The organism is Neisseria sp. P0021.S007 (genome assembly GCF_051956855.1).
The window spans coordinates 187,671-211,365 of record NZ_JBQCXA010000003.1; the positions used below are offsets into that span (position 1 = coordinate 187,671).

The following is a 23,695-nucleotide window of genomic DNA, read 5'->3' on the forward strand; positions in this document are numbered from 1 at the left end:
CAAACGAATGTCAACAAAATCTACTTTAAAAAAAGTTGCAATCTACACTCTCGGCGCATTTAGCGGCATCGCCCTCAGTCTGAGTGTACAAAGTTTTGCCGCCGAAAAAGACAAAAAAGACAACGAGGCCCTGCCCGTGCAAACCATCCGCACCATGGCAGAAGTGTACGGCCAAATCAAAGCCAACTATTACCAAGACAAACCCGATGCCGAGCTTTTTGAAGGCGCAATGAAAGGCATGGTGTCCGATCTCGATCCGCATTCCGAGTATATGGACAAAAAAGGCTATGCCGAAATGAAAGAATCTACCAGCGGCGAATTCGGCGGCCTGGGCATGGAAATCGGACAAGAAGACGGCTTCGTCAAAGTCGTTGCCCCGATTGAAGACACTCCGGCAGAACGCGCCGGCGTAAAAAGTGGCGACTTCATCGTCAAAATCGACAATACCTCTACGCGCGGCCTGACCGTCAGCGAAGCCGTCAAAAAAATGCGCGGCAAACCGGGTACCAAAATCACCCTGACCCTTTCACGCAAAAATGCCGACAAACCCATCGTCGTCAACCTGACCCGCGCCATCATCAAAGTCAAAAGCGTGCGCCATCATCTGCTTGAAAAAGACTACGGCTACATCCGCGTCTCCCAATTCCAAGAGCGCACTGTTGCCGCACTCAACGAAGCTGCGCAAGCCCTTGTCAAAGAAAACAAAGGTCCGCTCAAAGGCATCATCCTCGACTTGCGCGACGACCCGGGCGGCCTGCTCAACGGTGCAGTCGGCGTATCCGCAGCCTTCCTGCAACCTGACGTAACCGTTGTCAGCACCAAAGGCCGCAACAAAAAAGAAGGCATGGTACTCAAAGCAACTGCCGAAGACTACATCACCACCAGCGGCAAAGACCCGTTGGCAGGATTGCCTGCCGAGCTGAAAACCATTCCTATGACCGTCCTGATTAACGCAGGCTCGGCCTCCGCTTCCGAAATCGTTGCCGGTGCATTGCAAGACCACAAACGCGCCGTCGTCGTCGGCACACAAAGTTTCGGCAAAGGCTCAGTACAGACCCTGATTCCGCTTTCCGGCGGCAGCGCAGTTAAACTGACCACCGCCCTTTACTACACACCAAACGACCGCTCGATTCAAGCGCAAGGCATTGTTCCTGACGTTGAAGTCAAAGACAAAGACCGCGCTTTTGAAAGCCGCGAAGCCGATTTGGTCGGCCATATCGGCAATCCGTTGGGCGGCCAAGACGTCAACAGCAGCACTGAAACGCCTGCCAACGCAGAAACCAAAGCCGATAAAGACAAGTCCAAAAAAGACAAAGACGAAGACATCTCCAGCCGCCGCATTCCAAATCCGGCCAAAGATGATCAACTCCGCAAAGCCTTGGACTTGGTGAAAAATCCAGCCGAATGGCAAAAATCTTTGGGTTTGGCAGCGAAAAAACCTGCTCCGAAAAAAGATGCGGATAAAGACAGCAAAAAATAAACCCATCTTTATCCGATAAAAGGCCGTCTGAAAACTTTCCATTTTCAGACGGCCTATAAACACCTCCCTACTCCAAGGTAAGAACAAACATGAACATTTCCAGACTCATCCTCCCCGCACTGACCAGCCTATTCCTCCTAAACTCCCCGGTATCATCGGCAGCCAAACCCGAACAAGCCTCTGAGATGTACATTGCCAACAAAATCACCAGTGAAAACCTACACGGCTTCTGGGGAAATGCAGTCGAAAACGAAGAAGGCGCTCTTATCAACACAACCATCTTTAACCCCGACAACACTGGCACAGACATCGCCATAATGAGTTTCAAAGCCACCAACAAAATCTTCACCATCAGACAGGACTTTAATTGGACATTTGACGAGAAAAAACAAGAAATCCACCAAACCGTAACTGACTATAAAACCTCCATCAACGGCAAAGAAGAACAAAACAAACAAAAAATAGGTGAAAAAAGTACCATAAAAGCCAGAATCCTCATCATCAAAGGCCTGCCCGGTATGTTGGAATTGACTGACAAAGCCAGTGGCAACCAAACCAGCTACTTTAAACAAGATCCGGATAAAATACTCAACCATCTTGAAAACAGCAAAAAAACACACCCATAATCTCAAGGCCGTCTGAAAACCTCCCTCACTTTTCAGACGGCCTTCCCACTAAAATACTGCGGAAACAAAACACCATGGCAAAAGCCCCCAAAACCATCTACCAATGTTCCGAATGCGGTGGTACTTCCCCAAAATGGCAGGGTAAATGCCCGCATTGCGGCGAGTGGAACACACTTCAGGAAAGCCTGGCCGCGCCCGAACCGAAAAACGCCCGCTTCCAATCTTGGGCGGCGGACACCTCGACCATCCAATCCCTCTCTGCCGTTACCGCGACCGAAGTGCCGCGTAATCCGACCGGCATGGGCGAGCTTGACCGCGTATTGGGCGGTGGTTTGGTCGATGGAGCGGTCATCCTGCTCGGCGGCGACCCCGGCATCGGCAAATCCACGCTGCTGTTACAAACCATTGCCAAAATGGCGCAAAGTCGCAAAGTGCTGTACATTTCCGGCGAGGAATCCGCCCAACAAGTCGCCCTGCGTGCGCAACGTTTGGAACTGCCCACCGAAGGCGTGAACCTGCTTGCCGAAATCCGCATGGAAGCGATTCAGACGGCCTTGAAACAGCATCAGCCCGCAGTCGTGGTCATTGATTCCATCCAAACTATGTATTCCGACCAAATCACTTCCGCCCCCGGCTCCGTGTCGCAGGTGCGCGAGTGTGCCGCCCAACTGACGCGCATGGCGAAACAAATGGGCATCGCCATGATACTGGTCGGACACGTTACCAAAGACGGCGCGATTGCCGGCCCGCGCGTATTGGAACACATGGTCGATACCGTGCTGTATTTCGAAGGCGACCAACATTCCAACTACCGCATGATACGTGCCATCAAAAACCGCTTCGGCGCGGCAAACGAATTGGGCGTATTCGCCATGACCGAAAACGGTTTGAGAGGCGTATCCAACCCGTCCGCCATCTTCCTTGCCAGCTACCGCGACGACACGCCCGGTTCGTGCGTTTTGGTCACACAGGAAGGCAGCCGCCCGCTTTTGGTCGAAATTCAGGCATTGGTCGATGACGCGCACGGCTTCACCCCCAAACGCCTCACAGTCGGCCTCGAACAAAACCGCCTCTCCATGTTGCTCGCCGTCCTAAACCGCCACGGCGGCATCGCCTGTTTCGACCAAGACGTGTTCCTCAATGCCGTCGGCGGCGTCAAAATCGGCGAACCCGCCGCCGACCTTGCCGTCATCCTCGCCATGCTCTCCAGCTTCCGCAACCGCCCCATGCCCGAAAAAACCGTGGTTTTCGGCGAAATCGGCCTAAGCGGCGAAGTCCGCCCCGTCGCACGCGGACAAGAGCGGCTCAAAGAAGCGGAAAAACTCGGCTTCAAACGCGCCATCGTTCCCAAGGCCAATATGCCGCGCCATGACAAAGAGTTTCCAAACCTGAAAATCTACGGCGTCAGCAGTTTGCAGGAAGCGATTGACGTCTGTCGTGACGGGGACTAAACCGTTTCAATAATCCGACTCAAAAAACAATCAGCTAAAAGGCCGTCTGAAAACTTCCAGACGGCCTCTCTTTAAATTTAAATAATTTTGTTATATTATAACGAACGACTTTGTTCTATCTTTTCTACACATCGAAAATCGGAGAGAAATCATGAAAAAAACCGCTTTGCTTATCGCATCCGCCTTCCTGTTCAGCACTGCCGCACACGCCCATCGCGTTTGGGTTGAAACCGCCCACACACATGGCGGCGAATACCTTGAAGCCGAATTGGGCTATGGCGAATTCCCTGAGCTTGAACCTATCGCCAAAGACCGCCTGCACATTTTCAGCAAACCCATGCAACTGGTGACTGAAAAAGGCAAAGAAAACATGATTCAAAAAGGCACATACAATTACCAATACCGCAGCAAACTGCCGGTCAAAGACGGCAGCTACTTGGTAACCGCCGAATACCAACCGACTTTCTGGTCAAAAAACAGCGCGGGCTGGAAGCAGGCAAGCATCAAAGAAATGCCTGATGCAAGCTATTGCGAACAAACCCGTATGTTCGGCAAAAACATCGTCAATGTCGGCCACGAAAGCGCAGATACCGCCATCATCACCAAACAAGTCGGCCAACATTTGGAAATCGTACCTTTGGACAACCCTGCCAACGTCCACGTCGGCGAACGCTTCAAAGTCCGCGTCCTCTTCAATGGCGAGCCGCTGCCTAACGCCACCGTTACCGCCACATTTGACGGCTTCGACACCAGCGACCGCAGCAAAACCCATAAAACCGAAGCCCAAGCCTTCTCCGATACCACCGATGACAAAGGCGAAGTCAGCATCATTCCATTGCGCCAAGGTTTCTGGAAAGCCAGCGTAGAACACAAAGCCGATTTCCCCGATCAAAGCGTGTGCCAAAAGCAGGCGAACTACACCACTTTGACCTTCCAAATCGGTCATTCACATCATTGATTTTTCCATAACAAAAGGCCGTCTGAATAGTTCAGACGGCCTTTATTCATCCTATTTAAGGACGATGCGGCGCAAACCGCCATTGTCCCAATTCCAAATTCAAATCAAACAGATTCAGACGGCCTATTGCCACGCGGACCAAGCGTAAACACGGAAAGCCTGCTTTCGCAGTCATCCTTCGCACTTGGCGGTTTTTCCCTTCCGAAATTTTAATTTCCACCCAAAAATCAGGCACGGACTTACGCACGCGAATCGGCGGCACGCGCGGCCATAAAACATCCGCTTCACCTTCTTCCAATACCCTGACCTCGGCCGGACGGGTGACAAAATCGCCCAAATCTACGCCACGGCGCAATAAATCCAATTTGGCTTCATCAGGAGAACCCTCCACCTGCGCCCAATAAGTTTTAACCTGCTTGAATTTCGGGTCGGCAATCTGCGCCTGCAAACGGCCATTATTGGTCAGCAGCAGCAAACCCTCGCTGTCCGTATCCAAACGGCCGGCCGGATAAAATCCCGGTTTCTCGACAAAATCCTTAAGGCACTGATGTTTTTCATGTGCAGAAAACTGGCAAATCACGCCATAAGGCTTGTTTAGAATAATCAAATCGTTCATTTCACACTTTCAGACGGCCTTGGATTCCAAGAAATTCCGGATAATAAAAAAGACACCGTATAAACGGTGTCTTTCATATTTGGCGGAGTAAGAGGGATTCGAACCCTCGATGCAGGTTGACCCCACATGCTTCCTTAGCAGGGAAGTGCCTTCAGCCTCTCAGCCATTACTCCTAAGGAAGACCGCAATATACGCTTTCTGCCCTCCTTCGTCAAGCATGACCGCCCCAAACTTTCTTAACACCATGAAATCATTTAAATAAAAATATAATATTTTTTACATCATCCTATTTTTATACTTCTTTCATATATGTTAAAATGATTTTGTTTTCTGTAAACCTTTTTTCACACCCCTTATTACAAAGGAGTTCGTATGTTACGTTTTTCTGCTTTGGTTGCCGTATCCGCCCTGATGCTTGCCGCTTGCTCACAATCCGGCAATTCCCAACCATCTACTTCCTCCTCTCAAACTTCTACTCCAAAAACAACTGCCGCCGGTTCTGCCTGCCGCAGCATGGGTGAAGGCCATAAAGTCAATGGCAAAGGTCAAAACGACATTTATATGTGTAAAGTCGATGTAGCTTTGAACTCTGCCGAAGCCAAATCCGCTTTGGATCCTAGTATCCGCGTTCACTACGGCAGCACATCCGGAGCGACTTTGACTTCCCGTCAAATCTCCAACTCAGTCGGCAAAACCCCTGATGAAACCTGCCAACGCGCATTCCTGAGCGCGGTTAAACGCTTCCAAAGCACTGCACTTCGTAAAAAAGCCAAATCCGTTCATCTGGTTAGCTACTTTGACAAAGTAACCAAAGGCGGTAACGAATACGAATGCCACATCGCTACATTCAACAGCCGTGTGGTTTTGAAAGGCAGCTTCCACTAAGCAATGTCAAAAATGCCGGACTTCAATATGAAGTTTGGCATTTTTCTATTTTATGGATACGACACCCCTTCACTGCCTGCTGGCCGATTCGTCTTTTGCCGCCTGCTACGATCATGCGTCTCTAAATGCAGCCGATTCACAACGTTTGGCTGCCACGCCGCAACTGGCGCAGCGTCAAGACTGGCAAGTCAGCCGAGCATTAAAACAGCAAACCGATTTACCGGCTGTATCGCTGAGCCACAGCCAAGGCTTTGCCGCTTTATTGTGTGCGCTTCATCCCTTAACAGCCGGTGTCGATATCGAATTTATCCGACCGCGCGATTTTAAAGCGCTGTCGGCTTTGATCTGCTCGCAGGAAGAACAAGACTATTTGGAAACGGCAAACTGGCCGTCTGAAACGTTTTACCGATTATGGTGTTTCAAAGAAGCATTGATTAAAGCGGCAAATTTGGATTTTCCGTCAGACATGAAATCGGTCGGCTATGTTTTCGATTCAGGGCAACCCGTCGGTTTACGCGCTGGAAAGCAAACCGATTGGCGCGGCACAAGCGCGATTTTGGCGGATACGATGGCAATTGCCTGCGTTTGGAAGGAAAAAACCGTCGCTCTGCAATGGCAGTTTTTCGGCTCACTCAAGCTCAATGACTTAACCGACCGGCAAACTATCTAACAACTGACAAACTAATAATAATCTGATTTAATTTACTGGACTTTTACTTATTCCACACACCAACAGCAGCATTTGCAAAAGGCCGTCTGAACGATGAATCTTCGCCTCCTAAACCGCCTCTATACTGCCCTTATCCTGTTTCTTACCCTGTTTTTGGTTTATGCCTTTGCTTCACAAACGCGTATCCAAACCGATTTGACCGCGTTATTGCCAAGCGAGCAGCAACCCGATGCCTTACTGACGGCTGCGGATAAAGCTGCAGAAGCGCAGCTCAATTCGCAAGTCATTTTGCTTGCCGGCAGTACCGATGCCGAAACTGCTTTTCAGACGGCCGCACAAATTGCCGATGCATGGCGCAAGAGCGGCGTATTTGAACAAGTCGACAGTAGCATGACGCCGAATTTGGATAAAGTGCGGGCGGATATGCAGAAACTAGGCTTGGCCGTTTTGCCGCAAGACGAAATCCGCCTGCTGTTTGAGCAGCCGAAAGCCTATTTTCAAGCGCGCGCAGAAGCCGTGGCCAATCCTTTTGCCGCTCCCTCCCCTTTGTCTTTAGAACAAGACTGGCTGGGCTTTGGACGCTTTGTTGCCGACAAAGCCAATCCGCAAAGCCGTTTGCAGTGGGACATGGACAACGGCATGCTGTTTGCCGAAGACCAAGGCAAAACTTGGGTATTTTTACGCGGACGGCTCGCCGGCGGCGATCAATTTTCCGGCAACGACGCCCTCTTGCCGCTGATGGCGCAAAGCCGTCAAATCGCTTCGGAAAACGGCGCGGAAACCTTAAGCGCAGGCGGCGCATTGTTCGCCGCTGTATCCAAAGCAGCCGCAGAAAAAGAAAGCCGGCTGATGAGCATGGTCGGACTTGGGCTGACCTTTGCGCTGCTGTTGTGGGTCTTCCGCAGCGGCCGCGTGTTTTTGCTGTCTTTGCCGTTGGCAGCCGGCATGTTGACCGGATTGGCAGTTGCGTTATTAACCTTCGGCGAAGTGCATATCCTGACCATCGTCATCGGCACCAGCCTGGTGGGTATGTTGGTGGATTTCCCGTTGCACTGGCTTGCTCCGTCGGTATTCGGGCCGTCTGAAAAGACCGTTTGGCAGGCTGAATCAGCAATGAAACATGTCTTGCCAAGTTTTGCCGTCAGCCTGACAATTACCGTCTTGGGCTACGCGCTGCTGTGGTTCACCCCTTTGCCTGTACTGCGCCAAACCGCCGTGTTTTCAGGCTTCGCCTTATTTGGCGCGTTTGGTGCCACCGTTTTATGGCTGCCGCCGCTGTTTCGCCACTACCGTGCCAAAACCGTGCCTTTTGCCGCATTAACCGAAAAGCTCTATTCCTTGTCAGGCCGTCTGAAAAACCGCCTGCACAAACGCGGCTGGTTAATCGTGGGCGGAATTTTGCTGGCAGTCGGATTATGGCGCAGCGACTGGCGTGACGACATCCGTCAATGGGTCAATATGCCGACCGCGATGTTGGCCGAGGTACAACAAATCGGCCAGTTGAGCGGCACGGATTTTGGTGGAAAATATTTGGTGGCCGAAGCACAAAGCGAAGATGCCCTATTGAAGAAAACCGCCGAACTCGGTCGTGCCCTGCAGCCCTTAATCGCGCAAGGCAAACTGTCCGGCATCCAATCGCCCGACCAATTCATCCTGCCGACAACGGAACAGCAAAAACTGCAAAACCGCCTGCGCGAATTGACCAAATTGCCTGATAGCTGGAAACCGCTCACAGAAATCGGTATTCCTCGCAAAACCGTGCGCGATGCCCTGCTGCAAGCTGCCGATACGCAACCATTGTCGCTTTCAGACGGCCTGAATACCGATTTGGCAGAGGCTTGGCGTTCCTTGTATTTGGGCGAAGTGGAACCAGGCCATTTTGCTGCCGTCGTGCGTTTGAACGGCATGACCGATGAAGCCGCCGTACGCGCCGTGGCGCAACACGTCTCCGGCGTACATTGGGCTGACAAGCGCGCCCACTTAAACGAGCTTTTCCACCACACGCGCAATCAGGCCGCATGGTTGAAACTGGCTTCCTATGTGTTGGCATGGCTGCTCTTGTGGAAAATGTTTGGTTTCAAACGCGGCAGCAAAATCCTTGCCGTGCCGCTGGCCGCCGCCATCTGCACCGTTGCCGTACTCGGTTTGGCCGGCATTCCCGTCAGCCTGTTTGCCATGTTCGGCCTGCTTTTAGTATCCGCCATCGGCGTGGACTATGCCGTCTATGCCGCTACTGCACATCACAGCGCGCCGGCAAAATTAGGCGGTATGCTGCTTGCCGCCGCTACAACAGCCATTTCCTTTGCCCTGCTCGCCATCAGCAGCACGCCCGCCGTTGCCGCGTTCGGTATGACGGTTACCATCGGTGTGGCATTCAATATTTGGCTGGCAGGCACATTGTTGAAAAATTAGACAAAAGATGAAGGCGATTGAAGTTGAAGCGATATTTTTTTCAACTTCTATCGCCAAGTTGCAAAAGGCCGTCTGAAAAATTTCAGGCGATGGATTAAACATTATTTATCATTAAAATCAAAGGTATTTTCAAATGTCCGTAGAATTTGACGTTGCCGTTATCGGCGCAGGCCCTTCAGGTTCGGTTGCTTCCGCTTTGCTGAACAAACAAGGCTTTAAAGTTTGCGTATTGGAAAAACAACATTTCCCGCGCTTTGTCATCGGCGAAAGCCTGTTGCCGCATTGCATGGAAATGTTGGAAGAAGCCGGTTTTGCCGATGCAGTGCATGCCGAACCCAGCTTTCAATTTAAAGACGGTGCTGCGTTTTCATGGGGCAGCCGTTACACAGATTTCAACTTTACTGAAAAATTTTCAGACGGCCCCGGTACTATTTATCAAGTGCGCCGCGGCATCTTCGACAAAATCCTGATTGATGAAGCGGCAAAACAAGGCGTCGATGTCCGCTTCGGACACGGCGTAACCGCGTTTGACAACAGTGACAATGTGGCACGTTTGAGCGTTGCGACCGATACAGGCGAAAACTATGAACTGACTGCCAAATTCGTTTTGGATGCCAGCGGTTACGGTCGCGTCCTGCCCCGCCTTTTAGATTTGGAAAGTCCGTCCGAGCTGCCTCCGCGCCAAGCCCACTTCACGCATATCGACGACAACATCACCAGCCCGAAATTCGACCGCAATAAAATCCTGATCAACACGCACCCTGAACATCGCGATGTCTGGATTTGGCTGATTCCTTTCGGCGACAACCGTTGCTCCATCGGCGTTGTCGGCACGCCCGACAAACTGGCCGGCGAATCAGAAGCCGTGTTGAAAAAATTTGTGTACGAATGCCCGATGCTGGCGGAAATTTTAGATAAAGCCGTTTGGGAAAACGACTTTCCGTTCCGCTCTATCCAAGGCTATTCCGCCAACGTGAAAACCTTATACGGCAAACATTTTGCTCTTTTGGGCAACGCCGCCGAATTCCTCGACCCAGTCTTCTCCTCCGGAGTAACCATTGCCCTGCACTCTGCCAAACTGGCTGCCGATTTGTTGGGCAAGCAGCTCAAAGGCGAAGCTGCCGATTGGCAAACCGAATTTGCCGACCAACTGATGATCGGCGTGAACGCGTTCCGCACTTATGTAAACGGTTGGTACGATTTCCGCTTCCAAAATGCCATCTACGCGCCCAACCGCAGTCCTGAAATCAGCCGCATGATTTCGTCTATTTTGGCAGGCTACGCTTGGGATACGGATAATCCATTCGTGGAAAAATCCGAGCAACGCTTGTCCACACTTGCCGCATTGGTGGGCGATTTGAAGGTAGAATAAGGACGAATGTATTTCAGACGGCCTAGACTGAAAACAGAACAGGCCGTCTGAAACTTCATCCATACCATTAAATATTTTGACCGATAGATAAAACCTTATGCGATTTATCCCTTTGCTTGCTGCACTGCTGCTCTCCGCATGCGCGACCTCGCTCCCCCATCCGCAAACGCTGCCGCCGCTTTCCAAAGAAGGCCAATGGTTCAAACTTGAACAAACTAATGCGGCGGGGCAAACCGTTCAAACCAATCTCTTGGCAGTCGAGCCTCATTCAGACGGCATCCGCTTTGTCCAAACCGATGCACTGGGTGCGCCGGTATCGCGCCAATCGGTCAGCACCAAAGGCTGGAAAAATGATGGTTTTGTGATGCCCAATGCCAGTTCGCGCCGATTGTTTGCCGCCTTGTTGCCGCTTTTGGCCGCCGAACAAGCCGCCACGCTTTACCCTGAAGCCCGCCAACAAAACGCCACCCATCAAGGCTTCTGCCCTGACGGCAAAGGCGCGGTGTTCAGCTACCGCGAGCGTGATTTGTGGTGTGTCGCCCACCATTCCGAACAATTCCTTATCGGCTTCCCCGACCAAACTTTCTGGACGGTCAGCCCGATTGCAGAAGACTAATTCATGAATACTCCTGTTTATCTCAGCCGTCCGGCACTAACCAGCGCATTGGGTAGCGGCTTGCAAGTTCATGCCGATGCCTTACTCACGCCGTCTGAAAACACGCCCCTGACTTTTTCAGACCAATGGGTAAAAGGCAAAACGCATGCTTTTGGTGCAGTCAAAGAAACCCTGATGCCTCTACCCGACAGCATTCCCGAAGCGCATCGCAGCCGCAACAACCAGCTTATCCTGCACGCGCTTTCGCAAATAGACGGACTGATTCAGACGGCCATTGCCCGTTACGGCAAAGAAAGGGTCGCTGTCGTGACTGGTACGTCCACCAGTGGCGCAGATGAAAATATCCCTTTGTTCCAACACGTTGTCCAAGGTGGTGAATGGACGGATGTTCCGTTCAAACAGCTGCAACACACCATGGCTTCGCCCTCCGAATTTATCGCCCAAGTTTACGGTTTAGACGGCTTGCGCTATACCGTTTCCACCGCCTGCACTTCCGGCGCACGCGCCCTCATCAGCGCAGCCCGATTGCTTCGTGCCGGATTGTGTGATGTCGTAATTTGCGGCGGCGCGGATACGCTTTCTCCGCTGACGATTAATGGTTTTGCCTCTTTGGAAGTGCTTTCAGACAGCATCGCCAAGCCTTTTTCCTCCAACCGCAACGGCATCAATATCGGCGAAGCGGCCGCATTTTTCGTGATGACGCGCGATGCCGATTTTGACGGCGAAATGCAGTTGCTGGGCTATGGTGCAAGTAGCGATGCCTACCATATGTCTTCTCCCCGCCCCGACGGTTTGGGTGCAGCCCAATCCTTTCAGGCCGCTTTGGATAAAGCCGGTTTGAAAGCAGAAGACATCGGCTGGATCAATCTGCACGGCACCGGCACGCAACACAACGACAGCATGGAAAGCCGAGCCGTTGCCGAAGTATTTGGCAGCCACACCCTTTGCACTTCAACCAAGCCATCTACCGGTCATACTTTGGGTGCAGCCGGTGCGATCGAAGCCGCGTTTGCCTGGTTGATGGCCAACCGCCAATACAATCCGGAAGGCAAACTGCCGCCGCAACAATGGGACAACGTACCCGATTCCGAGCTGCCCAACATCGCTTTGACCGACGAAAACAGCCGCTGGCCGTCTGAAAAACGCATCGCCGCCAGCTCATCATTTGCCTTCGGCGGCAGCAATGCTGTTTTGATTATCGGATAAGTCCTTATATTTAGGCTGTCTTTTCAGACGGCCTTTTTCTTTTCCGCAACTTAAAAAACAATAACATCAAAACAACAACCAAATCCGCCGAAATATGCCATAATAGGCTTAGCACATTTCTTCTCGCGATGTGCCCGAAAAGAAAAACTTAACCTACATAGAGAATAATCCCATGACTAAATCCACCATTATCTATACCTACACCGACGAAGCTCCTGCATTGGCCACTCAATCCCTGTTGCCAATCGTGCAGGCGTTTACCCGCCATGCCGATATTGATGTCAAAACCAGCGACATTTCTCTCTCCGGTCGTATTTTGGCGGCGTTTCCCGAATACCTGACCGAAGCGCAACGCGTACCTGATGCGCTTGCCGAATTGGGCGAACTGGTGAAACAACCCGATGCAAACGTGATCAAACTGCCGAACATCAGCGCATCCGTACCTCAACTGACTGCCGCGATTAAAGAATTGCAGTCTAAAGGCTTTGCCGTTCCCGACTATCCTGCCGATCCTCAAACCGATGAAGAAAAAGCCGTGCGCGAACGTTACGACCGCATCAAAGGCAGCGCGGTAAACCCTGTCCTGCGTGAAGGCAACTCCGACCGTCGCGCGCCTAAGGCAGTGAAAAACTTTGCGAAAAAACATCCGCACAGCATGGGCGCATGGACGAAAGACTCCAAAACCCACGTTGCCACCATGCAAAGCGGCGACTTTTTCCATAACGAACAATCCGTTACCGTACCTGAAGCAACTTCCGTATCCATCGTATTCACCGACAAACAAGGCAACAAAAAAGAGCTGCGCGAGCCTGTTGCCCTGAAAGCCGGCGAAATCATCGACGCGACCGTAATGAGCAAAAAAGCCCTGCTCGCCTTCCTTGCCGAACAAGTGAAAGACGCAAAAGCTAAAGGCGTATTGTTCTCGCTGCACATGAAAGCCACCATGATGAAAGTGTCCGACCCGATTATCTTCGGACACGCCGTCAAAGTATTCTTCGCGCCTGTATTTGAAAAATTCGGTGACAAACTGGCTGCCGCAGGCGTTAATGTCAACAACGGCTTCGGCAACCTGCTTGCCAATCTGGACAAACTGGATGCGGACACCCGCGCCGCCGTTGAAGCTGAAATCGCTGCTGTTTACGCTGCCAACCCTGATTTGGCCATGGTTGATTCCGACAAAGGCATCACCAACCTGCACGTTCCTAGCGATGTCATCGTCGATGCTTCTATGCCTGCGATGATTCGTAATTCCGGCCGTATGTGGGATAAAGACGGCAAAGCGCAAGACACCAAAGCCGTGATTCCTGACAGCAGCTACGCCGGTGTTTACCAAGCAACCATCGACTTCTGCCGCGAACACGGCGCATTTGACCCGACAACCATGGGTACCGTTCCTAACGTCGGTCTGATGGCGCAAGCAGCCGAAGAATACGGTTCGCACAACAAAACTTTTGAAATCGAAGCCGACGGCCAAGTTCAAGTCATTGATGCAGCAGGTAATGTCCTGATGCAACACGACGTTGAAGCCGGCGACATCTGGCGTATGTGCCAAACCAAAGACGCTCCGGTTAAAGACTGGGTACAACTTGCCGTCAACCGCGCCCGTCTGAGCAACACGCCAGCCGTATTCTGGCTCGACGAAAACCGTCCGCACGACAAGAGCCTGCTCGCCAAGGTTAAAGCCTATCTTGCCGAACTGGATACCGACGGCCTCGACATCCGCGTCCTCGCTCCTGAGGAAGCCGCTAAATTCAGCTTGGGCCGTCTGAAAAACGGAGAAGACACCATCTCCGTGACCGGTAACGTCCTGCGCGACTACCTGACCGACTTGTTCCCAATTTTGGAACTGGGTACCAGCGCGAAAATGCTGTCTATCGTTCCATTGATGAATGGCGGCGGTATGTTTGAAACCGGTGCAGGCGGTTCTGCACCGAAACATGTTCAACAATTCCTCGAAGAAAACCACTTGCGTTGGGACTCTTTGGGCGAATTCCTCGCACTCGCCGTATCGTTTGAACATCTGGCGCAAAAAACCGGCAACACCAAAGCCCAAGTCCTCGCCGACACTTTGGATGCAGCCACCGAAAAACTGCTTCTGAACGACAAATCGCCTAAACGCAAAGCTGGCGAACTCGACAACCGCGGCAGCCATTTCTACCTCACCCTCTACTGGGCGCAAGAATTGGCGGCGCAAGACAAAGATGCCGAACTGAAAGCCGCATTTGCGCCGTTGGCAGCCGCTTTGACTGCTGACGAAGCCAAAATCGTTGAAGAACTCTCTGCCGTACAAGGCAAAGCGGTCGACATCGGCGGCTACTACGCAGCCAATCCTGAAAAAGCCGCACAAGCGATGCGTCCAAGCGCAACCTTTAATCAGGCCTTGTCAACCTTATAATTAAAGCAATAAAAGGCCGTCTGAACTTTCAGACGGCCTCAAACCTTATGGAAACACAATGAAAAAAACCATTCTTTCTCTTACTCTCCTCATCAGCGCTCCGGCTTTATGGGCATTTTCCCCTGCCGAATTGGCACAAACCCTGCAAAAACCGCAAAACGTGCAAGGTAATTTTGTCCAACAACGCCAGCTCAAATCCCTCAGCAAACCCATGACCACCAGCGGCAGCTTTACCCTTGTCCCACAAAAAGGCCTGCTCTGGAAAATGCAAAAACCATTTGAAACCACCCTGCGCGTGCGTTCAGACGGCATCATGCAATGGAACGGCAGTCAATGGGTCAACCCAAATGCCAGCAAACTCAACGGCCAAAGCCGCCAAATCAAACTCTTCCTCGACCTTTTGGGCGGCAATACCCAAGGTTTGGAAAAACAATTTGATTTGAAATTAAACGGCAACGAGAAAAAATGGACGTTGACCCTGACTCCGAAAACCGCCATTACCCGCCAAATCTTCAACCGTATCGAAATCAACGGCGATACGCTGGTACGAAAAATTGAATTGGACGAAAAACAAGGCGACAAAACCATCATGCAGTTCAACCAAATCCAAACCGATAAAGCTCTGGACAGCTTCAGCCGTACCGCCCTCTAAATTGTCTATCCCAACAAAAGGCCGTCTGAAAATAGATTTCAGACGGCCTTTTATATTAATCGGCTGAAGGCTGCTGCCCTTTTCTTTCCGCCTTTCTCGCTTCGCGAATGGCTTTGAGTTCGGCCTCTTTCTGTCTGGCTTTTTTCAGCCAAGCCTCCCATTGGTTTGGCGTTTCCAGCGTGATTCTGCCGATTTTGCCTTCGCGGAAATCAGTCAGGATATTTTCAGCGGCCTTTTGGTAGTTGACCCGTCCGCCACTCAAAACCGCACCGCGTTTTTTGGCAATCCACTCCAGCCAAGAAGTATCGTCCCAATGGCTGCTTGGATCTTTGTCGGCTTGATAGCGCTCTTGCAACAGAGCCAGATAATGGCGGCGGAGGTAATCCAAAAGCTCAAGTGCCACTTCTTCTTCATCCAGCGCGTTGCGTCCGACTGCACCGCCGGCCGCAAGGTTATAGCCGCCTTCTTCGACGATAATTTTTGGCCACAACATACCCGGGGTATCGTAAAGCCAGAAATCGTCTGCAAGGAAAAGGCGCTGTTCGGCTTTGGTAATACCGGGTTCATTACCGGTTTTGGCAGATTTTTTGCCGATCATGCCGTTAATCAAGGTGGATTTGCCGACGTTGGGGATACCGCAAATCAGGACACGCAGCGGCTTCTCGATACCTTGGCGATGCGGAATCATGGCGCGGCAGGCTTGGGTAATTTTGCTATGCGCGCCAGTTTCGGAAGAATCAAGCGCAATGGCGCGGGTATCTTGGCGGCTGTTGTAGTGTTCGAGCCAAACTCTGGTACGCTCGGGATCGGCAAGGTCTTGCTTGTTTAAGATTTTGAGTTTTGGCTTGCCTTTGGACAACTGGGCAAGCAAGGGGTTTTCGCTGGAAGCAGGCATACGCGCGTCCAACATCTCAATCACCATATCAACGCTTTTAATGCGTTCGGCAATGGCTTTTTTTGCCTTATTCATGTGGCCGGGAAACCATTGGATAGCCATGTCTTTTTATTCTTTCTATTCGTATCTGAGGCCGTCTGAACAATTATTTTTTCAGACGGCCTCGGCATTTGGATAATCGGTCAATCGGGATTTAGAGGTTGCCATGCTCGTAGCTGTAATAACCTGCTTCATCCATACATTGCTCAAACGTCTTGGATGTATTTCCATTTTGAACTTGCGATTTGCAGGTATTGATTTGGCGGGAAACTTCAGCTTCGCTCGCGCCGGTGCGGTGCCAACGGTAAGCAGTGACAGGTTCTGTTGCACAGGCGGTCAAGATAAGCAGGGATAATGCGGTCAGACTGATTTTTTTCATGGTTTCTTCCTTTGAGGCCGTCTGAAACGGCAAGTTAGCGTCCTGCCAAGCTTTGTGCCTGACGATGGCGGACAAGGAGTTCGTAACGGCCTTTGAGGCGTTCGGCCAGTTTTTCCACAACATAAACGGAGCGGTGCTGACCGCCGGTACAACCGATGGCAATCGTCACATAACTACGGCTCTCTTGCTGCAGGCGCGGTAACCAGCGGCTAATAAAATGGTCGATGTCATCAACCATTTCTTGAGCCAACGGCTGCTGACCCAAATAATCTTGAATAGGCTTATCCATGCCGGTAAAGGGGCGTAATTCCGGATCGTAATACGGATTGGGTAGGCTGCGCATATCAAACATAAAGTCGGCATTGTTGGGGACGCCGTATTTGAAACCAAAGGATTCAAGAATGACCAGCAAACCGACACGTTCAATATTGAGCCATTGTTGCACAGCATAACGCAGCTGCTGTGCGTTCATTTTGGACGTATCGATGCAATATGCGATGTCTCTAAGCGGGAAGAGCCATTCGCGTTCTTTTTGCAGGCTTTCCAACAAAGTCAGATTATGGCCGGACAAAGGGTGTCCGCGGCGGGTTTCTGAGAAGCGGCGAACCAACACACCCTCTTCCGCTTCAATAAAGAGGACTTCGACTTGATGCCCTTCATGACGCAAATATTGGATTTGCTCTTGCGCTTCCTGAATATTGATACCGGAACGGATATCAACGCTGACACCAAGCTGGGTTTCTTCGCCGCGTTCAATATGGTACAACACCAGCGAAGGCAACATTTCCAAAGGCAGATTATCAACGCAATAAAAGCCTGAATCTTCGAGTTGTTTGAGGGCTACGGATTTTCCTGAGCCGGATAAGCCGCTAATCAGGACGATTTTCATGGTTTTGTTCGTTTTCTTTGAGTTGTGTTTGATGGCGTTCGAGGAATTCTTTGGTGCTGTCTTTACCGCGCAATTGAAGGATGTAATTGCGCACTGCAGCTTCAACCAATACTGCTAAGTTTCGACCGATTGCAACAGGCAGGGTAACGGAACGGATGCTGACGTTGAGGATAGACTCTGTTTCGGTACGGATGCTCAATCGATCGAGTTGTTTCATGTATCCGTCGTCGGCCGGAACCAAATTAATAATCAGCTGGAGGATTTTTTTCGGACGGATGGAGGTTTCGCCAAAAATATGGCGGATATTGAGTATGCCCAAGCCGCGTACTTCGAGGAAATCACGCAGCATAGGCGGGCAACGGCCTTCCAGCATTTCTGGACCGGTACGGAAAAGTTCGACTGCATCATCGGCAATCAGGCTGTGGCCGCGCGAAATCAGCTCCAATGCCAATTCGCTCTTACCCAAGCCGGATTGTCCAGTAATGAGTACGCCCACTTCAAATACATCCAAAAATACGCCATGCTTGATGGTGGAAGTTGCCAATGTCCGTTGCAGATAAATCCGCAAAACGTCCATCAGGTGCGGGCTTTCCTGTTTGGAAGTCAGCAAGGGGATACTGTTGGTATGGCAATAATCGCGTAATTTGGGCGAAACCGGCAAACCGTTGGCGACGATGACCAAAGACATGGGAATGTCGAAAAGCTCGCCGAAATCATAGTTGAGTTCGCCCGATTCCAGACGGCGTAAATATTCGGCTTCGGCTACGCCGACAACTTGAATTTGGTTGGGATGGATAAAGTTTAAATGGCCGACCAAGGCCAAGACGGGTTTATCGGCTTCGACACCGATACGGTTGTCCGCGCCGGAATTGCCGGCAGCCCAAGCAAGTTCGAGTTTGTGCTGATTGTCGGAAAACAGGCGGCGGACAGATATGCTGGGCATGAATTACTCTTCGGTCAGGAGTGTGCGTACTTCTTCGGCAGAAGTCGCGGCCATCAATGCTTCACGGATGGCTTTTTGAGAGAATCTGCCGGCCAGTTTGGACAAGACTTCCAAATGTTCGCCGGTAGCGTTTTCAGGCACAAGCAGGATAAAAATCAGGGAAACGGGTTTGCCGTCGGGCGCATCAAAGGCGACCGGCTCTTTGGTACGGATAAACGCACCGGTGGCTTTTTTCACGCATGCGTGACGGCCGTGAGGAATCGCCACCCCCTGCCCCAAACCGGTCGAACCAAGTTTTTCACGGGCAAACAGGCAGTCGAACACGTTGGTATTCGGTAATTCTGCTTCATTCTCCAGCAGCTGTGCAGCCTCTTCAAACAGACGCTTTTTGCTGCTGACTTCCAAATCCAAAACGATATGGGACAAAGGTAAAATTTCGCCGATCAGGCTCATGTGTATCTCTTTTAAATGTCGCAAAACAATGGGATTGTACCGATTGTCGGTGCAAATCTCAATCCTGAAGGCGTAATTTACACTCGCCCTGCTAACATTTTCCATGTTGTTTTTGATATTTTTTAACGAACTGGAAATAATCCAACCATTTGATTATAATTAATTTAAAGTAAAAATTCCATCATTGGCTAAATCATGGTTTAAATAAAAAGGGGTATGTCCGGCATACCCCTTTTCCCTTCTTTTCAGACGGCCTCAACCTAGTTTTTTAAAACAATTTGGAAACCAAAAACAACCAGAAATAATGGCAGACCAATCCGCAAAACCACGCCAAGCCGATGCGGTTGTTGGCCAAAAATGTTTGGAAGCACAACTGGCGGTCGCGCGTACGGATAGCGGCATACTGCTGATACTGCCAATAAACGGTTATCGGCAATACCAGCCAATAAGGCCAAGTTGCGCCGATTTTAATACCCAGCACCACCATCAATACGGTAAACCAAAAATGGCAAAGCATAGAGGCGGTAATATCGTGATGACCAAATGTGATTGCCGAAGTTTTAATACCGATTTTCAAATCATCTTCTTTGTCCGCCATGGCATAAATCGTGTCGTAAGCCAGCGTCCATAAGGCATTAGCGGTAAACATCAGCCATGCTTCGGGAGGCACTCGGCCTTGCACGGCGGCAAAGGCCATGGGAATACCGAACGAAAATGCCAGCCCCAAATAAAACTGCGGCAATGGAAAAAAGCGTTTGGTGAAAGGATATGTGATGGCCAAAAATAAGGCCGGAAGGCTCATCAGCCAAGTAAAACGGTTGAGCGGCACCAAGCATAAAGCCGCCATCAGACACAGCATGACGGTCAAAAGCAGCGCTTCGGTTTTAGAAACCAAACCTTTGGCAAACGGGCGGTTTTTGGTGCGCTCTACTGCACCGTCAAAATTGCGGTCGGCAAAGTCATTCACGACGCAACCTGCGCTGCGCATTAGAAATGTGCCTGCGGTAAAGGCAATAAAAATATCCGCGTTGGGAACGCCTTTAGACGCAATCCACAATGCCCAATAAGTCGGCCACAGCAAAAGCAGTGTACCAATGGGTTTGTCGACGCGCATCAGCTTGGCGTATATCACCATCCGTCCGACAGCGTAACGCGGTAGAATTTGTAGGAAAAATCGCCTTATGTTCATTGATGTAATGTGTCGTTGTTTATATATCGATTCGGAAGGAAAGGTTTTTTAGAGCCTTAGCTCTTATTATAATTTATTGCCGTCTAAAATTAAACAGATCTTAACAATTTAATTTATTGTATTATAACAGAATTATGACAAACATCGGTAATTGGTTTTATTTTCAGACAGCCTTAGCGGTATAAATCTATTAATTTCAATAAGAAATATTCTGTTAATTCCAATGTTTCGCCGTTCCAATCAAAATAGGAACGGCGCGCGGTAACAGGCCGTCTGAAAGATGGATGGTCGGAATCTTCAAAACGAAGAAACTCAAAATCCGAACGTTTCAACGGCAATGTACCGTCAAACAGGCGCTCGCCCAAAGGCTGCGTTCCGCAATCCAATAATTCTGTCCATAGACGGCTGTCCGGTCGGCACGCGCTTCTGGCTTGTATCACTGTTTCGCCGTCCAGTTTGAGCAAAACATCGCGTACAAAGATTTCGTCTCCGTTTTCCGCACCCTTCGTCAAACCCAAATACACCGGCTCGACTGAAAACTCCTTGCCGGAAGCGCGCAGAGCGGCAGTTAACGAAGAAACGGTCAGCAGATGTTCAGCATCAGACGACAAAAGACTTGAAGCTTCGGCATGTGAACAAAGCGTGCCACGCGGTATATCAAGCTCCATCTGACACCTCTGTTTTGGCCAACTCCTGCCATTTGGCTTCGGGAAACTCATCTTTCAGACGGCCTTTAAGATATTCCAAGGTATCGCCGGCAACGGTTTCATCTTTACTGTCGTGAATATGGTTGAAAATCAGACTATGCAATTGGATGCCGTATTGTTTGAGCGCGGAGAAGCTGAGCAGGGTGTGGTTGATGCTACCGAGCCGTCCGCTGGTAACGAGGATGACGGGATAAGCCTGTTGCTGAATATAATCAATGGTCAACAAATCTTCCGTCAGCGGAACCATCAATCCGCCCGCGCCTTCGACCAAAACGATTTCGTATTGCGTCGCCAACTCTTGAGTGGTGGTACGGATTTTATCCAAATCCAAAGCCCTGCCGTCAAGACGGGCGGCGAGATGGGGCGAGGCTGGATAGCTGAAGATTTCGGGCATGGTCAGCCCTTGTTTGTCGGCTTCCTGCATGGGTATGCCCATGATTTTGCGGTGGACGACGATGTCTTCGGCAATGTCTTGGCAACCGGTTTGCACGGGCTTTTGCGTAATCACGCTTTTACCCTGCTGCAACAATTGTTTTGCCAACACGCCGGTGACGACGGTTTTGCCGATGTCCGTGTCTATGCCACTAACGAAGTAAACGCCTTTCATTTGCTGTGTTCCTTCAAGATTTGTACGGTTTTGTCGGCAAGTTCGGTCAAGAGGTCGTCTGGAATAATGTAAGGCGGCATGAGATACACCAGCCTGCCGAAGGGGCGCACCCAAATTCCTTGCGCCACGCAATCCGCTTGAAAACGCGCCATATCCACGCCTTTTTCCAACTCGATCACCCCGATGGCACCCAAAACGCGTACGTCCTTCACGCCGCGAATGTCCCATGCAGCTTTCAGACGGCCTTTTAAGATGCTTTCGATGCGGCGGATATTTGCCTGCCAGTCTTGAGACAAAAGCAGCTTGACCGAGGCGCAGGCAACGGCACACGCCAGCGGGTTCGCCATAAATGTCGGCCCGTGCATAAATACGCCCGCTTCGCCGCGCGAAATCGTTTCGGTGACTTTTTGCGAAGTGATCGCCGTCGCCAACGTCATATAGCCGCCGCTCAAGCCCTTGCCGATACACATAATATCCGGCACGACATTCGCGTGTTCGCAGGCAAACATCTTGCCCGTGCGTCCGAATCCGGTAGCGATTTCATCAAAAATCAACACGATATCAAATTTGTCGCACAAATCGCGCAATCCGCGAAGATACTGCGGATGATAGAAATACATGCCGCCCGCGCCCTGCACGACCGGCTCTAAAATAAAGGCGGCGATATCCGCATGATGCGCTTCAAACAAGGCGCGGACAGGCTGCAAATCCGCCTCGTCCCATTCATCATCGAAACGGCTTTTCGGATTATCGACAAAATAACGCTGCGGCAACGCGCTGCCGAAAATATGGTGCATCCCCGTTTCCGGATCGCAGACGGACATCGCGTTCCAAGTATCGCCGTGATAACCGCGCCGCACCGTCGCAATATTCTGCTTCGCGGTCAAACCCCGCGCCTGCTGGTATTGCACCGCCATCTTCAGCGCGACTTCCACCGAAACCGAACCTGAATCCGCATAAAAAATACGGTCCAACCCCTGCGGCAAAATCCCGACCAACAACTTGCCCAGCTCTACCGCAGGCTCATGCGTCAAACCGCCAAACATCACATGCGACATTTGCTTAATCTGCGCCTCAACCGCCTGATTCAAAACAGGATGATTGTAGCCGTGTATCGCACACCACCAAGACGACATCCCATCAATCAGCCGCGTACCATCCGCCAATTCGATGTGCACGCCCTCCGCACGGCGCACCGGATAAACAGGCAACGGGTCGGTCATGGACGTATAGGGATGGAGCAGGTGGGTGCGGTCGAAATCGAGCAGGGGGGAATGTTCAGACATGTTGAAAACAATGGTTTGATCAGTTTCATTATTATATAACATATTTTCTATTTCAGACGGCACGTCTTCCGTACTGCATCAACACCAATCCGCCCACCGCTGCCAAACAGCCAGCAACCAAAGAAACATGCAATGCCTCGCCCAAAAACCAAGCGGAACACAAAATACCGAATACCGGCACCAAAGTGATGTACGCCGCCGCGCTGCCTGCGCCCAAAGTCTTCACGCCTTCAAAATACCACGCATAGCTCAAGACCGTTGCGCCGACAGACAGGCCAATTAAAGCAAACCAGCCCCTGCCGTCCATTTCGGCAAGCATGCCAAACGGCAGGCCGTCTGAAATCAACGCAGGCGGCAACAACATCATTGCACCCAGCCAAGCAGTAGCCACGGTGACCGTCAGCGCATCAATCCCCTGCAACACCGCCCTGCCCATCATCGTATAAGTAACCAAGCAGCAAAGGCTGCAAAACACCAGCACTTCGCCCCACCCTATGCCGCCGCCCGACAAAAATGCCGCAATCTCGCCATGCGTGACCGCCCATACCGAGCCTGCCACTGCCAACAACATACCCGACACAATCTTGCCGTTGAGCTTCTCGCCAAATAGCAAAGCCGCAAAAAACATCGTCAATACAGGATTGAACGTGACCAACACCGTCGCCCTTGAAGCAGGAAGCCGCTGCAAACCCAGCATAGACAACACAGTAAAACCAAATACGCCGAATGCCGCCGCCAGTGCCAACCCAAGCCATTGTTTGCGCGACAAAACCGCCAAAGTACGCAACCGATACCGTGCAAACAGCCAGCCCAAAAGCAAGATTGCCGCCGTCAAAAAGCGTAGCATACCGCCCGTTAAAGGCGGCAGCGCCTGTCCCAGCATCCGCCCCATCGGCCAAGATGCGCCCCAAAACGCCGCCATGCCCAATAGTTTTAGATGGATTGCTAAATGTTTCATGGTGATGGATA

At 51.1% G+C, this 23,695-nt stretch carries 23 protein-coding genes and 1 tRNA gene; 12 read left to right on the forward strand and 12 right to left on the reverse strand.

The features are described from left to right. The first annotated feature begins 7 nt into the window (after positions 1-7). The 4 genes from ACTHUR_RS06265 (at position 8) to ACTHUR_RS06280 (ending at position 4,515) form a co-directional block, all read left to right on the forward strand. Positions 8-1,480 (forward strand): S41 family peptidase, encoded by a 1,473-nt coding sequence (locus ACTHUR_RS06265; protein WP_004520081.1) that lies wholly within the window; start codon positions 8-10, stop codon positions 1,478-1,480. An 89-nt stretch (positions 1,481-1,569) separates the two neighbouring features. Beyond that, the gene (locus ACTHUR_RS06270) at positions 1,570-2,106 is read left to right on the forward strand and encodes a hypothetical protein (protein WP_004520080.1); all 537 of its coding nucleotides are present in this window, start codon (positions 1,570-1,572) and stop codon (positions 2,104-2,106) included. Between the two features lie 74 nt (positions 2,107-2,180). Continuing rightward, positions 2,181-3,557, forward strand: coding sequence for a DNA repair protein RadA (gene radA / locus ACTHUR_RS06275; protein ID WP_004520079.1), 1,377 nt, complete (start codon positions 2,181-2,183; stop codon positions 3,555-3,557). A 151-nt stretch (positions 3,558-3,708) separates the two neighbouring features. Further along, positions 3,709-4,515 (forward strand): DUF4198 domain-containing protein, encoded by an 807-nt coding sequence (locus ACTHUR_RS06280; protein ID WP_003685136.1) that lies wholly within the window; start codon positions 3,709-3,711, stop codon positions 4,513-4,515. 55 nt (positions 4,516-4,570) lie between these two features. Here ACTHUR_RS06280 and ACTHUR_RS06285 read toward each other — a convergent pair whose 3' ends face one another. Further along, the gene (locus ACTHUR_RS06285) at positions 4,571-5,131 is read right to left on the reverse strand and encodes a pseudouridine synthase (RefSeq protein WP_004520078.1); all 561 of its coding nucleotides are present in this window, start codon (positions 5,129-5,131) and stop codon (positions 4,571-4,573) included. A gap of 80 nt (positions 5,132-5,211) precedes the next feature. Further along, positions 5,212-5,304, reverse strand: a tRNA-Ser gene (locus ACTHUR_RS06290). Positions 5,305-5,503: 199 nt separating this feature from the next. On the opposite strand from ACTHUR_RS06290, the gene ACTHUR_RS06295 reads away from it, so the two are divergent. The 8 genes from ACTHUR_RS06295 to ACTHUR_RS06330 all read left to right on the forward strand — a co-directional run bounded on the left by ACTHUR_RS06295 (position 5,504) and on the right by ACTHUR_RS06330 (position 15,339). Beyond that, positions 5,504-6,016 carry a hypothetical protein gene (locus ACTHUR_RS06295; RefSeq protein ID WP_224783355.1) on the forward strand — a complete coding sequence of 171 codons (513 nt, stop codon included), beginning with the start codon at positions 5,504-5,506 and terminating at the stop codon, positions 6,014-6,016. Positions 6,017-6,068: 52 nt separating this feature from the next. Further along, positions 6,069-6,686 carry a 4'-phosphopantetheinyl transferase family protein gene (locus ACTHUR_RS06300; protein WP_004520076.1) on the forward strand — a complete coding sequence of 206 codons (618 nt, stop codon included), beginning with the start codon at positions 6,069-6,071 and terminating at the stop codon, positions 6,684-6,686. Positions 6,687-6,779: 93 nt separating this feature from the next. Further along, positions 6,780-9,098: an MMPL family transporter gene (locus ACTHUR_RS06305; protein ID WP_004520075.1), complete on the forward strand. Its 2,319-nt coding sequence runs from the start codon at positions 6,780-6,782 to the stop codon at positions 9,096-9,098. A gap of 133 nt (positions 9,099-9,231) precedes the next feature. Then, on the forward strand, positions 9,232-10,470 hold the full coding sequence (locus ACTHUR_RS06310; RefSeq protein ID WP_004520074.1) for an NAD(P)/FAD-dependent oxidoreductase: 1,239 nt from the start codon (positions 9,232-9,234) through the stop codon (positions 10,468-10,470). Between the two features lie 97 nt (positions 10,471-10,567). Further along, positions 10,568-11,086, forward strand: a complete 519-nt coding sequence (locus ACTHUR_RS06315; RefSeq protein WP_004520073.1) for a hypothetical protein — start codon at positions 10,568-10,570, stop codon at positions 11,084-11,086. Between the two features lie 3 nt (positions 11,087-11,089). After that, a complete protein-coding gene (locus ACTHUR_RS06320; protein ID WP_004520072.1) occupies positions 11,090-12,292 on the forward strand; it encodes a beta-ketoacyl-ACP synthase in 1,203 nt (400 codons plus the stop codon). Between the two features lie 172 nt (positions 12,293-12,464). Then, positions 12,465-14,687 carry an NADP-dependent isocitrate dehydrogenase gene (locus ACTHUR_RS06325; RefSeq protein WP_049336448.1) on the forward strand — a complete coding sequence of 741 codons (2,223 nt, stop codon included), beginning with the start codon at positions 12,465-12,467 and terminating at the stop codon, positions 14,685-14,687. Positions 14,688-14,745: 58 nt separating this feature from the next. Further along, positions 14,746-15,339: a LolA family protein gene (locus ACTHUR_RS06330; protein ID WP_004520070.1), complete on the forward strand. Its 594-nt coding sequence runs from the start codon at positions 14,746-14,748 to the stop codon at positions 15,337-15,339. 55 nt (positions 15,340-15,394) lie between these two features. Here ACTHUR_RS06330 and ylqF read toward each other — a convergent pair whose 3' ends face one another. From ylqF to ACTHUR_RS06380, 10 genes are all read right to left on the reverse strand, one after another. Then, complete coding sequence (gene ylqF, locus ACTHUR_RS06335) at positions 15,395-16,336, reverse strand: ribosome biogenesis GTPase YlqF (protein ID WP_049336447.1); 942 nt, start codon at positions 16,334-16,336, stop codon at positions 15,395-15,397. A gap of 91 nt (positions 16,337-16,427) precedes the next feature. Next, positions 16,428-16,652 (reverse strand): protocatechuate 3,4-dioxygenase, encoded by a 225-nt coding sequence (locus ACTHUR_RS06340; RefSeq protein ID WP_039862229.1) that lies wholly within the window; start codon positions 16,650-16,652, stop codon positions 16,428-16,430. A 34-nt stretch (positions 16,653-16,686) separates the two neighbouring features. Next, positions 16,687-17,541: an RNase adapter RapZ gene (gene rapZ / locus ACTHUR_RS06345; protein ID WP_004520067.1), complete on the reverse strand. Its 855-nt coding sequence runs from the start codon at positions 17,539-17,541 to the stop codon at positions 16,687-16,689. After that, complete coding sequence (gene hprK, locus ACTHUR_RS06350) at positions 17,522-18,484, reverse strand: HPr(Ser) kinase/phosphatase (RefSeq protein ID WP_004520066.1); 963 nt, start codon at positions 18,482-18,484, stop codon at positions 17,522-17,524. The genes rapZ and hprK overlap by 20 nt, the downstream gene beginning before the upstream one ends. Before the next feature lie 3 nt (positions 18,485-18,487). Next, a complete protein-coding gene (ptsN, locus tag ACTHUR_RS06355) occupies positions 18,488-18,937 on the reverse strand; it encodes a PTS IIA-like nitrogen regulatory protein PtsN (protein WP_039862228.1) in 450 nt (149 codons plus the stop codon). A 268-nt stretch (positions 18,938-19,205) separates the two neighbouring features. Beyond that, positions 19,206-20,126 carry a 4-hydroxybenzoate octaprenyltransferase gene (ubiA, locus tag ACTHUR_RS06360; RefSeq protein WP_049336445.1) on the reverse strand — a complete coding sequence of 307 codons (921 nt, stop codon included), beginning with the start codon at positions 20,124-20,126 and terminating at the stop codon, positions 19,206-19,208. A 173-nt stretch (positions 20,127-20,299) separates the two neighbouring features. After that, positions 20,300-20,794, reverse strand: a complete 495-nt coding sequence (locus ACTHUR_RS06365) for a chorismate--pyruvate lyase family protein (protein ID WP_004520063.1) — start codon at positions 20,792-20,794, stop codon at positions 20,300-20,302. Next, positions 20,784-21,440, reverse strand: coding sequence for a dethiobiotin synthase (gene bioD, locus ACTHUR_RS06370; protein WP_004520062.1), 657 nt, complete (start codon positions 21,438-21,440; stop codon positions 20,784-20,786). The genes ACTHUR_RS06365 and bioD overlap by 11 nt, the downstream gene beginning before the upstream one ends. Then, positions 21,437-22,726, reverse strand: coding sequence for an adenosylmethionine--8-amino-7-oxononanoate transaminase (gene bioA / locus ACTHUR_RS06375; RefSeq protein WP_070588287.1), 1,290 nt, complete (start codon positions 22,724-22,726; stop codon positions 21,437-21,439). Before bioA ends, bioD begins: the two co-directional genes overlap by 4 nt. A 52-nt stretch (positions 22,727-22,778) precedes the next feature. After that, the gene (locus ACTHUR_RS06380; protein WP_004520059.1) at positions 22,779-23,684 is read right to left on the reverse strand and encodes a DMT family transporter; all 906 of its coding nucleotides are present in this window, start codon (positions 23,682-23,684) and stop codon (positions 22,779-22,781) included. Between the last annotated feature and the right edge of the window lie 11 nt (positions 23,685-23,695).